This window comes from Pantoea sp. X-Soil-ISGK-355, assembly GCF_059730805.1.
Window position 1 is genome coordinate 2,677,351 of record NZ_AP035971.1, and the last position, 13,213, is coordinate 2,690,563.

Annotated in this window: 12 protein-coding genes and 1 riboswitch; of the genes, 9 read left to right on the forward strand and 3 right to left on the reverse strand. The window is 55.5% G+C overall.

What is annotated here, in order from left to right; genetic code table 11:
* Window positions 1–14: 14 nt before the first annotated feature.
* Window positions 15–112, reverse strand: a riboswitch (TPP riboswitch).
* A gap of 298 nt (window positions 113–410) precedes the next feature.
* Both AC6I8J_RS12345 and AC6I8J_RS12350 read left to right on the forward strand, forming a co-directional pair.
* Window positions 411–608 carry a hypothetical protein gene (locus AC6I8J_RS12345; protein ID WP_222925463.1) on the forward strand — a complete coding sequence of 66 codons (198 nt, stop codon included), beginning with the start codon at window positions 411–413 and terminating at the stop codon, window positions 606–608.
* 97 nt (window positions 609–705) lie between these two features.
* Window positions 706–1,665: an AEC family transporter gene (locus AC6I8J_RS12350; protein ID WP_222925225.1), complete on the forward strand. Its 960-nt coding sequence runs from the start codon at window positions 706–708 to the stop codon at window positions 1,663–1,665.
* 51 nt (window positions 1,666–1,716) lie between these two features.
* Here AC6I8J_RS12350 and ahpF read toward each other — a convergent pair whose 3' ends face one another.
* Window positions 1,717–3,285, reverse strand: a complete 1,569-nt coding sequence (gene ahpF, locus AC6I8J_RS12355; protein ID WP_010248223.1) for an alkyl hydroperoxide reductase subunit F — start codon at window positions 3,283–3,285, stop codon at window positions 1,717–1,719.
* A 71-nt stretch (window positions 3,286–3,356) separates the two neighbouring features.
* Window positions 3,357–3,920 (reverse strand): alkyl hydroperoxide reductase subunit C, encoded by a 564-nt coding sequence (gene ahpC / locus AC6I8J_RS12360; protein WP_013358496.1) that lies wholly within the window; start codon window positions 3,918–3,920, stop codon window positions 3,357–3,359.
* Window positions 3,921–4,154: 234 nt separating this feature from the next.
* Between ahpC and AC6I8J_RS12365 the strand changes: the two genes are divergently transcribed.
* Entirely contained in the window at window positions 4,155–4,610 is a 456-nt protein-coding gene (locus AC6I8J_RS12365) for a GNAT family N-acetyltransferase (protein ID WP_161732239.1), read from the forward strand.
* Here the strand turns inward: AC6I8J_RS12365 and apbC are convergent.
* On the reverse strand, window positions 4,607–5,719 hold the full coding sequence (apbC, locus tag AC6I8J_RS12370; RefSeq protein WP_497825419.1) for an iron-sulfur cluster carrier protein ApbC: 1,113 nt from the start codon (window positions 5,717–5,719) through the stop codon (window positions 4,607–4,609). The genes AC6I8J_RS12365 and apbC overlap by 4 nt on opposite strands.
* A gap of 176 nt (window positions 5,720–5,895) precedes the next feature.
* On the opposite strand from apbC, the gene metG reads away from it, so the two are divergent.
* The 6 genes from metG to sanA all read left to right on the forward strand — a co-directional run bounded on the left by metG (window position 5,896) and on the right by sanA (window position 13,068).
* Window positions 5,896–7,929 (forward strand): methionine--tRNA ligase, encoded by a 2,034-nt coding sequence (gene metG, locus AC6I8J_RS12375; protein ID WP_480343156.1) that lies wholly within the window; start codon window positions 5,896–5,898, stop codon window positions 7,927–7,929.
* 228 nt (window positions 7,930–8,157) lie between these two features.
* Entirely contained in the window at window positions 8,158–8,550 is a 393-nt protein-coding gene (locus tag AC6I8J_RS12380; RefSeq protein ID WP_161732233.1) for a CidA/LrgA family protein, read from the forward strand.
* Window positions 8,543–9,235, forward strand: a complete 693-nt coding sequence (locus AC6I8J_RS12385) for a CidB/LrgB family autolysis modulator (RefSeq protein WP_222925222.1) — start codon at window positions 8,543–8,545, stop codon at window positions 9,233–9,235. Before AC6I8J_RS12380 ends, AC6I8J_RS12385 begins: the two co-directional genes overlap by 8 nt.
* 120 nt (window positions 9,236–9,355) lie before the next feature.
* Window positions 9,356–10,246, forward strand: coding sequence for a cytidine deaminase (gene cdd, locus AC6I8J_RS12390; RefSeq protein ID WP_497825420.1), 891 nt, complete (start codon window positions 9,356–9,358; stop codon window positions 10,244–10,246).
* A 269-nt stretch (window positions 10,247–10,515) separates the two neighbouring features.
* Window positions 10,516–12,213 carry an NAD-dependent malic enzyme gene (locus AC6I8J_RS12395; protein WP_253419328.1) on the forward strand — a complete coding sequence of 566 codons (1,698 nt, stop codon included), beginning with the start codon at window positions 10,516–10,518 and terminating at the stop codon, window positions 12,211–12,213.
* A gap of 135 nt (window positions 12,214–12,348) precedes the next feature.
* Complete coding sequence (gene sanA / locus AC6I8J_RS12400; RefSeq protein ID WP_013358504.1) at window positions 12,349–13,068, forward strand: outer membrane permeability protein SanA; 720 nt, start codon at window positions 12,349–12,351, stop codon at window positions 13,066–13,068.
* Window positions 13,069–13,213: the final 145 nt, after the last annotated feature.

Sequence of the window (13,213 nt, forward strand, 5' to 3'; positions counted from 1 at the left end):
CAAGAAGGCGAATGCGGTCAGGCATCAGACTTCCCTACGCTGGCATTATCCAGATCAGGTAATACGGGTATTTCTCAGCCTTCATTTAAGAAGGGCACCCCGAGTCGTGTTACGGCTTGCAGCATAGGCAAGCCGTACTGTTAAAGCAAGCCTGGAAAATAATCGGAACTGAAACAATTCACATGATCCCGATCAACTCTCAGCAGTACAAAAAAAGGCTTAATGCTGCGGGCTATCGGAATACCTCTTTATAAGTAGAAGTGTTTATTACCCTGATGAGTAATATTTCCCGCAGTGACTCTGGTGACCCCATAATAACTAACCTGCTCGCAGCATTATCGTAAAAAACACGTTATTTCATGGAGTTAAAAAACTTCTGAAGCGGAACTTCATACTATTCAGGACGTATGATGCGATTTTTAGCGCTTATTCCACACCGTCATCGATGGCAGGAGATTAATATTGAACGCAAGGGTGCCGTGGCACCCAATGGCAGACAGTACCTCTCCACCTATCTTTCCGCCCGCTGCACAGGCTGTGGCGAAATTATTCACCGGGTCTATTATCGGGATATCAGTGACAGACAGGCACGCCGCTGGTTAGGTTAGTGTCCGGGCAACGGTCATTCCAGACACAGTTCAAGTTAACAGTTAGTTAGCAATTTGTTAGTCTGGTAACTAATCATCGCCTGACCAGACTCTCTCTATGCCACTGCTGTTTGAAAGCTTAAGCCATCAAATTTATCTGTCAGCCCCGCTGTTTATCCTGATCCTGCTGGGATACTGTCTGACGCGCCTCGGAAAATGGCCCGCCAGCATCAGCGAAGGGATGAACCGCTTTGTATTTAACGTCGCACTGCCCTGCATGCTGTTTCGGGTGATGAGCACCTTCTCGCAAAGTCCGCCGGTGGATGCGCGCCTGTTGCTGGCCTTCTTCGGCAGTTGCCTGCTGGTGTTTATCGTGGGGCGACTGCTGGCAACAAGGCTGTTCAATCTGGATGGCGTAGCGGCGTCGGTTTTTGCGCTGGGCGGCATCTTTTCCAATAACGTGATGCTGGGGATCCCGGTGGCCACAGTACTGCTGGGGCCAGAAGCCCTGCCCCCGGTGGCGCTGGTTCTGGTATTTAACAGCCTGATCCTCTGGACCTTACTCACCGTTTCGGTCGAATGGGCGAAACAGGGCAGCTTCTCGCTGGAAGGCGTGTGGCGCACCCTGATTGGGGTAGTAAAGAATCCACTCATCATCGGCATTCTCAGCGGGACGGCCTGGAGTTTTCTGCAGCGTCCTTTGCCGATGCTGGCCGCAGAACCGTTAAAGATGCTGGCTTCACTGGCCGCGCCCCTGTCGCTGGTGACGCTGGGCATGAGCCTGGCGCATTATCGGGTGCGGGAAGGACTTAAAGAGAGCTATACCCTCTGCCTGCTGAAGCTGGTGCTGCAGCCGATGACGGTATGGGCTATCGCGTGGCTGACCGATTTGCCACCGCTGGAGAGTAAAGTGGTGGTACTGCTGGGATCGATGGCAGTCGGGGTTAACGTCTATCTGATGTCGCAGAAGTTCAATGTCATTACCGGCCCGGCGGCGGCGAGTATGCTGTTTTCAACGGTATTTGCGGCGGTGACGACGCCGATATGGATGATGCTGATGACACTGGCGGGCTATTAAAAAAGCCCCTCAGCAGGCGTGCTGAAGGGCTATTGTCTGGCTAACTAAATGTTATTCAGCCGATTTGGTACGAATCAGATAGTCAAACGCGCTCAGTGAGGCTTTAGCACCTTCACCACTGGCGATGATGATCTGTTTGTACGGCACGGTGGTGCAGTCGCCCGCAGCAAACACGCCCTTCAGGCTGGTTTCGCATTTACCATCGATGATGATCTCACCCATTTTGTTGCGCTCAACCGCGCCTTCCAGCCACGGGGTGTTCGGCAGCAGACCGATCTGAACGAAGATACCGGAGAGCGGCAGCTCGTGGGTGGTCTGCGTCGTACGGTCGATATAGTGCAGGCCGGTCACTTTGGTGCCGTCGCCTTTCACTTCAGTGGTCTGCGCGTTCAGGATCACATCAACGTTCTTCAGGCTGCGCAGCTTATCCTGCAGCACCTGATCGGCGCGCATCTCACCGGCAAACTCCAGCAGCGTAACGTGTTCAACGATACCGGCCAGATCGATGGCCGCTTCCACGCCGGAGTTACCGCCGCCGATCACCGCTGTGCGTTTGCCTTTGAACAGCGGACCATCGCAGTGTGGGCAGTAGGTCACGCCTTTGGTGCGATACTCTTCTTCACCCGGCACGCCCATGTTACGCCAGCGTGCGCCGGTCGCCAGGATGATGCTGCGGGATTTCAATACTGCGCCGGAGGCGGTTTCGATGGCGTGCATTCCGCCCTCTTTCGCTGCCGGGATCAGTTTGATGGCGCTCTGGCTTTCAATGACGTCCACGTTGTAATCATCCACGTGTGCGCGCAGTGAACCGGCCAGTTTTGCCCCTTCGGTTTTCGGTACGGAGATATAGTTTTCGATATCGACCGTGTCAAGCACCTGGCCGCCAAAACGCTCACCCAGCAGGCCGGTACGGATGCCTTTACGTGCTGAGTAGATGGCTGCCGCTGCGCCCGCCGGACCACTGCCGATAATCAGGACTTCATACGCGTCACGCTTGTTCAGCTCTTCTGCCGCACGTTTATCCGCATTGGTATCCACTTTGCTGACGATTTCCGCCAGGCTCATGCGACCCTGACCAAACTCTTTACCATTGAGGTAAACCGCTGGCACGCCCATCACGTTACGTTCCTGAATCTCGTTCTGGAACAGGCCACCGTCGATAGCGGTGTGGCTGATGCGCGGATTAATCACCGCCATAAGGTTCAGCGCCTGTACGACGTCAGGGCAGTTATGGCATGAGAGTGAATAGTAAGTTTCGAAATGGAAGTCACTGTCCAGCGCCGCGATCTGATCCAGCAGGCTCTGTGCTTCTTTCGACGGATGCCCACCGGTCTGTAACAGCGCCAGCACCAGTGAGGTAAATTCGTGGCCCAGTGGGGAACCGGCAAAACGCGGGCCGCTGTTCGAACCTGGGTTAGTGATCAGAAATGAGGGCTTACGCACCTGACGATCGTTCTCTTCGCGGAAGCTGACTTTGTCAGACAGGCCGGCGATATCAACCAACAGTTCACGAATCTCGGTTGATTTTGCACCCTCATCCAGGGTGGCGATCAACTCAACAGGTTTGGTTAATTTCTCAAGGTAAGCCTTGAGCTGCGTCTTCAAATTTGTGTCGAGCATAGTGATATCCTGGTCAAAAAATCGGGTGCCGCAGCACCCGATTGGAGAATGGTCGAAAGGGCGAAGCGGAATTAGATTTTGCCAACCAGGTCCAGAGACGGAGCCAGAGTTGCATCACCTTCTTTCCATTTAGCCGGGCACACTTCACCTGGGTGAGAAGCCACGTACTGAGCCGCTTTCACTTTGCGCAGCAGGTCAGAGGCGTCACGGCCAATGCCTTCAGCAGTGATTTCGATGGCCTGGATAACGCCTTCCGGGTCAACGATGAACGTACCGCGGTCAGCCAGACCTTCGTCTTCACGCATGATTTCGAAGTTACGGGTCAGCGCGCCAGTCGGGTCACCAATCATCGCGTACTGAATTTTCGCGATGGTGTCTGAAGAACCGTGCCAGGCTTTGTGGGTAAAGTGGGTGTCGGTAGAAACGGAGTAGATATCTACGCCCAGTTTCTGGAATTCTTCGTAGTGGTCAGCCACGTCGCCCAGTTCGGTCGGGCAGACGAAGGTGAAGTCAGCTGGATAGAAGAAGAACACACTCCATTTACCTTCAACGTCTTTCTCGGTTACGTCGATGAATTCGCCGTTTTTGAATGCTGCGTTTTTGAACGGCTTGATTTTGGTATTGATAATAGACATCTGTGGCCTCCGTTAAAATATGTGATGCAGGTTACATAATTTTCGGGCCAACATCTAATACGCGGTCGTTATCAATCTGATAAACGAAAGCTATCAAACGCTGAAAGCCTGATGCTCTCTGGCCCGGCAGGCAGTGTACAGCGATTTTCGTGACATTTAACCCGCTTTATCTTTTCGCCTGTCTTCGCGAATCACTGCTAGTTTTGTAAGACCGGATTATAAGGGAGCTGACCTGTGGAGATTCGTCCGTTTACGGAAGCCGATCGTCCTTTCCTGCGCACGCTGTTTCTGGCGGCGCGACGACACAACTGGCGCTGGCTTGACGGCAGCGAGTGGCAGCTGGAAGATTTTGATGGCGTGATTCTGGGCGAAACCGTGCTGGTCGCGGAAGCAGAGGGGCAGCGTGTCGGATTTGCCGGGCTGCTGGAGAACGACAACTTCCTGCACAGTCTTTATGTCGATCCTGACTGGCAGGGACGCGGCGTGGGCAGCGCTTTACTGGAAGCAGTCGAAGCGCGCTTTACCTCAACCGGCGCGCTGAAGTGCCTGCAGAAGAACAAAGCGGCACAGGCGTTTTACCTGAAACACGGCTGGAAAATGATTTCACAGGGCGAAGGTGAGCACGGCGGCTACGTGTTGATGCATTACCCGCTGGCCTCACACTATGCCAGCGGGTCGGGTCGGGCTTAAAGCGCGCGGAAGGCGATGTCGCCGGGGATGACTTCGCCCTGCCAGTAAAGCTGAGCCGCAACGCGTCCGGCCAGCTGGCGATAGAGCGCGGTAAATTCGCTGTCGGGACGACGAATCACCGTCGGTTCACCTTCATCAAGATCTTCGCGCAGGTCAATGTGCAGCGGCAGCTGGGCCAGCAGCTGTGTCTGGTAATCCTCCACCAGTTTCTGCGCGCCGCCGGTGCCAAAGATGGGCTCGTGGAAGCCACACTGACTGCAGATATGCAGGCTCATGTTTTCCACCACGCCGAGCACCGGCACATTGACCTTTTCAAACATCACCAGCCCTTTGCGGGCATCAATCAGGGCGATGTCCTGCGGTGTCGTCACCACCAGCGCACCGGTGACCGGCACGTTCTGCGCCAGCGTCAGCTGAATGTCGCCGGTGCCGGGCGGCATATCCAGCACCAGATAATCCAGCTCCGGCCACAGCGTTTCGTTGAGCAGTTGCATCAGCGCTTTGCTGGCCATCGGCCCGCGCCACACCATCGCATTGTCATCCGTGACCAGATAACCAATGGAGTTGGTGGCCAGCCCGTGCGCCATGATCGGTGCCATATGGGTGCCATCCGGCGAGGTTGGCCGATGAGCCTGAGTGCCGAGCATGTTCGGCACAGACGGGCCGTAGATATCAGCGTCCAGAATCCCGACCCGCGCGCCTTCTGCTGCCAGCGCAAGCGCCATGTTTACGGCGGTGCTGGATTTTCCCACGCCGCCTTTGCCGGAGCTGACCGCAATAATGTTTTTGACGCCGTTAACGCCCGGCTGGTTTTTTACCCGCTTCAGGGTGGCAATATCATGGCTGAGCCGCCAGTCGATGGCGCGTGCGCCGGTCTGGCGCAGCAGTTCGGCGCTGACTTGCTCTTTCAGGTCGTCGAATCCGCTGGCCCAGGCAAACGGCATCACCAGTTCCACATGCAGCGTTCCATCCAGCTGCGCCACATGGTGCAATGCCTTCAGGGCGGTGAGATTCTGCTTAAGGGTCGGATGCTCAAAGCTTCTCAATACGCCTGCCACGATGGCGCGCAGGCCTTCTGGCGTATGCGGTTCCCGGGATTGTACTGTCATCCCCTGCTCCTTATTTCTGCTGTGCTTACGCTGTGTTTCAGCGATGTATTGTCAATGATATCAGATGCTCGTGGATCTGCGGCGACTGGCAGGGTGAATCCCTTGTGTTTACGCAGGTGAAGCCTTCAGTTACCATCTAAGCCCGTTTTTTCAATCAACAGAAAGCTACGCAAACTATGACTCAAGTCGCTAAAAAAATTCTGGTAACGTGCGCACTGCCTTACGCGAACGGATCAATCCATCTCGGCCACATGCTCGAGCATATCCAGGCAGACATTTGGGTGCGTTATCAGCGAATGCGTGGCAATCAGGTTTATTTCATCTGCGCCGATGATGCGCACGGCACGCCGATCATGCTGAAAGCTCAGCAGCTGGGCATTGCACCGGAGCAGATGATTGCAGAGATGAAAAGCGAGCATGAAGCCGACTTTGCCGGTTTTAATGTCAGCTATGACAACTATCATTCGACCCACGGCGACGAGAACCGTGAGCTTTCAGCGCTGATTTACGGCCGTCTGAAAGAGAACGGTTTTATTAAAAACCGCACCATCTCCCAGCTCTACGATCCGGAAAAAGGGATGTTCCTGCCGGACCGTTTTGTGAAAGGCACCTGCCCGAAATGTAAATCACCTGATCAGTATGGCGACAACTGTGAAGTCTGCAGCGCGACCTACAGCCCGACCGAGCTGATCGATCCGAAATCGGTGGTATCCGGTGCGACGCCAGTCCTGCGCGACTCCGAGCACTTCTTCTTTGATCTGCCGTCCTTCAGCGCCATGCTGCAGGCCTGGACCCGCTCCGGTGCGCTGCAGGATCAGGTGGCGAACAAAATGCAGGAGTGGTTTGAATCGGGCCTGCAGCAGTGGGATATCTCCCGCGATGCGCCTTATTTCGGCTTTGAAATCCCGGACGCGCCAGGCAAATATTTCTACGTCTGGCTGGATGCGCCTATCGGTTACATGGGCTCGTTCAAGAACCTGTGCGACAAGCGTGGCGACATCGACTTCGACGAATTCTGGCGTAAAGACTCGACGACCGAGCTGTATCACTTCATCGGTAAAGATATCGTCTACTTCCACAGCCTGTTCTGGCCAGCGATGCTGGAAGGCAGTCACTTCCGCAAGCCAAACAACCTGTTTGTACACGGCTATGTCACCGTCAACGGTGCCAAGATGTCGAAGTCGCGCGGCACATTTATTAAAGCCAGCACCTGGCTGCAGCATCTGGATGCCGACAGCCTTCGTTACTACTACGCGGCGAAACTCTCTTCACGCATTGACGATATCGACCTGAATCTGGAAGATTTCGTCCAGCGCGTGAATGCTGACATCGTTAACAAAGTGGTTAACCTGGCGTCACGTAACGCGGGCTTCATTACCAAACGCTTTGACGGCAAACTGGCGGCAGACCTGGCCGATCCGGCGCTCTATCAGACCTTCGTGGATGCGTCAGAGAAGATTGGTGACGCCTGGGCGGGTCGTGAATACAGCCGTGCTATCCGTGAAATCATGGCGCTGGCTGACCTGGCGAACCGTTATGTCGATGAGCAGGCTCCGTGGGTGGTGGCGAAGCAGGAAGGCCGTGATGCCGATCTGCAGGCAATCTGCTCCATGGGCATTAACCTGTTCCGCATTCTGATGACCTGGCTGAAGCCGGTACTGCCGTCACTGAGCGCCCGCGCAGAAGGCTTCCTGAACGGTGAACTGAGCTGGGATGCCATCGCGCAGCCGCTGCTGGATCATCAGGTCGCACCGTTCAAAGCGCTCTACAGCCGCATTGAAATGGCGAAAGTCGAAGGACTTATTGAGGCTTCGAAAGAGGATGCCGCTGCGGCCAGTGCATCGCCCGCCACGGGCCCGCTGGCCGATGCACCGATCGGTGAAACCATTACCATTGATGATTTCGCCAAAGTGGATATGCGCGTCGCGCTGATTGAGCAGGCGGAACTGGTGGAAGGTTCGGACAAGCTGCTGCGTCTGCAACTCGACCTGGGCGGTGAGAAGCGTCAGATCTTCTCAGGTATTCGTGCCGCCTATCCTGACCCCGCCGTGCTGGTCGGTAAAATGACCATTATCGTGGCCAACCTGGCACCGCGTAAAATGCGCTTTGGTATCTCTGAAGGCATGGTGCTGTCAGCGGGTCCGGGCGGCAAAGATCTGTTCGTGCTGTCTGTCGACAGCGGTGCTGTACCGGGTATGCCGGTTAAGTAATCGCCTGCCGAGGCTTAACAGGCTAAGCGCAGTGCCGTTCTGAACCCTTCGCGCCGTATCACTGGCGCGAAGGGTTATTTTCCCCGCTTCGCATTCTCACCGCTACTGCCCCGCTTCCTTCTGCTGAAACGCTTTGCCCGTTGCTGCTACTCTGCGGCATAAATGTGATCGCTAGCACGCTAAGCGGTTAATGCGTATGATGAAGCTCAGTGAAAACAGGAGCCTGCCATGCTCACCGTGCTGTCTGTCTGCGGACGTTATCTTCGCGCCTTTATCATCATTTATCTCTGCTTATACTCTGGCATCGGCATCGCTTCGCTGCTGCCCATTAAACTGCCAGGCAGCATCCTGGGAATGTTAATTCTGTTCGGCCTGCTGGCGTCGCAGATCCTGCCGGTCAGCTGGGTAAAACCGGGCTGCCATCTGCTGATTCGCTACATGGCGCTGCTGTTTGTGCCAATCAGCGTCGGAGTGATGAGTTACACCGATATACTCACCGCCCAGTTTGGCCCGATTGTTGTTTCCTGTGTTGTCAGTACCTTCCTGGTACTCTCCATTGTCGGCGTCAGCGCCCACCGGCTTCACAGCCGCCGTCCTGCCGGAGAGTCAGCCGATGAGTGACATGTGGTGGTCACTGCCACTGACGCTGGCAGCCTTTTTTCTGGCGCGCAAGCTGGCGATACGACTGAAAATCTCGCTGCTTAATCCGCTACTGGTCGCCATGGGGATGATTATCCCGATACTGCTGCTGTTGCAGCTTCCTTACTCGCGCTATTTCGCCGGCAGCCAGATTCTTAATCAGCTGCTGCAACCGGCTGTGGTCGCGCTGGCACTGCCGCTGTATGAGCAGATGCATCAGATTCGTGCCCGGTGGAAATCGATTATTGGCGTCTGCTTTATCGGCAGCCTGACCGCCATGATCTCAGGCACCGCTATTGCCCTGTGGATGGGTGCCACACCTGAAATTGCCGCCACCATCGTACCTAAATCCGTGACCACGCCCATCGCGATGGCCGTCTCCGGTTCGCTGCACGGCATTCCCGCCATCAGCGCCATCTGCGTGCTGATTGCCGGAGTACTGGGTGCGGTATTCGGACACACGCTGCTGAATCTGCTGGGCGTAAAATCGAAAGCGGCGCGCGGACTGGCAATTGGCAATGCATCGCATGCGCTGGGCACGGCGCGTGCCGCGGAACTGGACTATCAGGAAGGAGCATTCAGCTCACTGGCGCTGGTGATCTGCGGCATCATCACCTCTCTGCTGGCACCGTTTATTTTTCCGCTGCTGATGCACTGGTTTGGCTGAAAGTTTGCGAGAGATCTCGCAAAGTTGAAACATGCAACACATGTTACATTGTCAGAGCGATGTGGATCACATATAAACCGGTGACTGGCACATCGCCCTGCTGAATTTAATGAGGCTCACATGCATTCCCGTTTCCTTTCTGCTTTTGAGGCATTGCCGTCAACGCTGCAAACTGCACTTGCTCCCCTGTTGAACGATCCTGACTTTCATGCGGTGATCAGCGCCGACCAGGTCACCTCACTGCAACAACAGACACAAATGGAGGCCGATGCGCTGGCGCTGGCGCTGCTGCCCCTCGCGGCCTCCTGTGCCGTTGCTACCGTGTCGCATTTTAACGTTGGGGCGATAGCCCGCGGCGTCAGCGGCAACTGGTACTTCGGGGCTAACATGGAATTTGTCGGCACGCCCATGCAGCAGACCGTCCATGCTGAGCAGAGCGCTATTACCCATGCGTGGCTGCGCGGCGAGCGCCAGCTTGAGACCATCACCGTTAACTACACGCCGTGCGGTCACTGCCGTCAGTTCATGAACGAGCTGAACAGCGGCACCAACATTCGCATCAGCCTGCCACAACGCGCAATCAGCACCCTGGCCGATTATCTGCCGGATGCCTTTGGCCCGCGCGATCTGGACATTACGACCTTCCTGATGGACGAGGTGGACCACGGCTATGTGGCCGAAGGCGATGAACTGCTGCAGGCTGCGGTTGCCGCTGCCAATGCCAGCCACGCGCCTTACAGCCAGTCCCACGCGGGTGTTGCGCTGCTGACCACGGATGGCGCGATTGTCGCCGGTCGCTATGCCGAAAATGCCGCGTTTAACCCGAGCTTCCCGCCGCTTCAGGCGGCACTGGTCTTGCTGAACATGCAGGGCGGCGATGTTCGTCAGATAAAAAAAGCGGTACTGGCCGAAGTGGAAAATGCCACGTTAAGCCAGTTTGCCGCCACGCAGGCGACGCTTGAGACATTTGGTTGCGGTGAGCTGCTGCAGGTAACGCTGTACAAAGCATAACCCGCTGTCAGAGAAGCCACAGTTTTGTGAGCTTTTGTGAACAAACGCTGTACTTCTGCGGGAAATTTCATAGGATCTGGCGCCAGAATTCACGCAATTACAAATTACTCTGAATAATTCAGGTTGCAGGATAGCAGCACGGTCGTGAATGTTTCCGCAGCGGTTACCCTGCCGCTGCCTGACCTGCAGTCTGAGCTATAACGGGTGAGAAAACTGGCGCTACCTTTCCGGCGTGACGCCAGACAACACTGCAACCGGAGCATTACCGCATGGAACTCGACTACGAAAGTAAACGCCCGCTGTATATCCCTTATGCTGGCCCGATTTTGCTGGAATTTCCCCTGCTGAATAAAGGCAGCGCCTTTAGCATCGAAGAACGTAATGAATTCAACCTCAACGGTTTGCTGCCAGAAGCAGTGGAATCGATTGAAGAGCAGGCGCAGCGTGCCTGGCGTCAGTTCCAGGACTTCAAAAATAATAACGATAAGCATGTCTACCTGCGTAACATCCAGGACACCAACGAAACGCTGTTCTATCGCCTGCTGGATAATCATCTTGAAGAGATGATGCCGATTATCTACACCCCGACTGTGGGCGCAGCCTGCGAACACTTCTCTGAGATCTACCGTCGTGCGCGTGGCGTGTTCATCTCCTACCCTAACCGTGACCGCATCGAAGATATGCTGCAAAACGCCACCAAGCAGAATGTGAAGGTGATTGTAGTGACCGATGGCGAGCGCATCCTGGGCCTCGGCGATCAGGGCATCGGCGGCATGGGTATCCCGATTGGTAAGCTTTCACTCTATACCGCCTGTGGTGGCATCAGTCCGGCTTACACCTTGCCGGTGGTGCTGGATGTCGGCACCAATAACCAGCAGTTGCTGAACGATCCGCTCTATATGGGCTGGCGTCATCCGCGCATTACCGGCGAAGAGTACGACGAGTTCGTCAATGAATTTATCCAGGCCGTTAAACGCCGCTGGCCGAAAGTTCTGCTGCAGTTTGAAGATTTCGCCCAGAAGAACGCCATGCCGCTGCTGAATCGCTATCGCGATGAGGTCTGCTGCTTTAACGACGATATTCAGGGCACTGCAGCCGTTACGGTAGGTACGTTGATTGCCGCCAGCCGCGCGGCCGGTAGCCGCCTGTGCGAGCAGAAAGTGGTGTTCCTGGGTGCCGGTTCCGCGGGTTGTGGTATCGCTGAACAGATCATAGCGCAGATGAAATCAGAAGGCCTGAGCGACGAGGAAGCACGTGGCCGGGTGATGATGGTCGATCGCTTTGGTCTGCTGACGGACAAGCTGCCTAACCTGCTCGATTTCCAGAGCAAGCTGGTGCAGAAGAGCGAAAACCTGCAGCAGTGGGATGTCACCAATGATTCCATCTCGCTGCTGGACGTGGTGCGCAATGCGCAGCCCGATATTCTGATTGGTGTCTCTGGCCAGCCGGGCCTGTTCACCGAAGAGATCATCCGCGAGATGCACAAGCACTGTCAGCGCCCTATTGTGATGCCACTGTCGAACCCGACATCACGCGTGGAAGCGACGCCAGCCGATATCATCGCCTGGACTGACGGTGCCGCGCTGGTCGCAACTGGCAGTCCGTTCTCGCCGGTGAGCTGGAACGGTAAAACCTATCCGATTGCGCAGTGCAACAACTCCTACATCTTCCCGGGCATTGGTCTGGGTGTGATTGCTTCGGGTGCCAGCCGCGTTACCGATACCATGCTGATGACCGCCAGCCGCGCACTCGCTGACTGTTCTCCGCTGGTGAATGAAGGTGAAGGCCCGGTACTGCCTGAGATTAAAGATATCCAGGGCGTGTCGAAAATCATAGCGATGGAAGTGGGTAAAGCTGCTCAACTGGCGGGTGTCGCCGTGGTGACCTCTGAAGATGTGTTGTCACAGGCTATCGCCAACAACTTCTGGCTGCCGCAGTATCGTCACTATCGTCGTACCTCGATTTAATCTTCCCACTGCCGGATCGCCTCTGGTCCGGCAGTGTTCAAAAAACGTACAGCCAGCCGGCAGTCACTTGCTTCGCTGCGGCTGCTCAAGTAGCCTTGTCCCATCTCACTATTTTGACATCGAGTCTCCAGGCGCATGCTGAAACGCGTTCTCATTGGTCTGCTTTTCATCATCTTACTGATGGTGGCAACGGCGCTCGGCCTTGATCGCTGGATCAGCTGGAAAACTGCGCCTTTTATATACGAAAATGTCGCTTCATTGCCGCATCGTCAGGTAGGTGTGGTCCTGGGGACGGCGAAATATTATCGTACAGGCGTTATCAATCAGTATTACCTCTATCGTATGCAGGGCGCGCTTAATGCCTATAACAGCGGCAAGGTGAATTATCTGCTGCTGAGCGGTGACAACGCGCTGCAAAGCTATAATGAGCCGATGACGATGCGCCGCGATCTTATCAAAGCCGGTGTCGATCCGGCTGATATCGTGCTCGATTATGCCGGGTTCCGGACGCTTGATTCGATTGTGCGCACCCGCAAAGTGTTTGATACCAATGATTTCATTATTATCACGCAGCGCTTCCACTGTGAGCGCGCGCTGTTTATCGCCCTGCAACTGGGCATTCAGGCCCAGTGCTATGCGGTGCCCTCACCGAAAAACATGCTGAGCGTGCGCTTCCGTGAGGTCGGTGCCCGGCTGGGTGCACTGGCGGACCTCTTCCTGCTTAAGCGTGAACCCCGTTTCTTAGGCCCGCTGGTGCCAATTCCTGCCGTACACGATGTTCCTGAAGACGCGCAGAGTTATCCGGCGGTGACGCCGGAGCAGCTGCTGGAGCTGGAACAGAAGCTGCGGAAATAGCTCACGCGCTGCGACTTCTTTATGCTGGTTACTGCTGTGCCGAGGTCTGGCAGTAACGTGCAGGGCTCAGGGAGCTGACGGTAATATGCTGGCTCAGGGAGCATACGTTTAGTCGCCATCTGTTACTATGCAGCGATCATTAAGC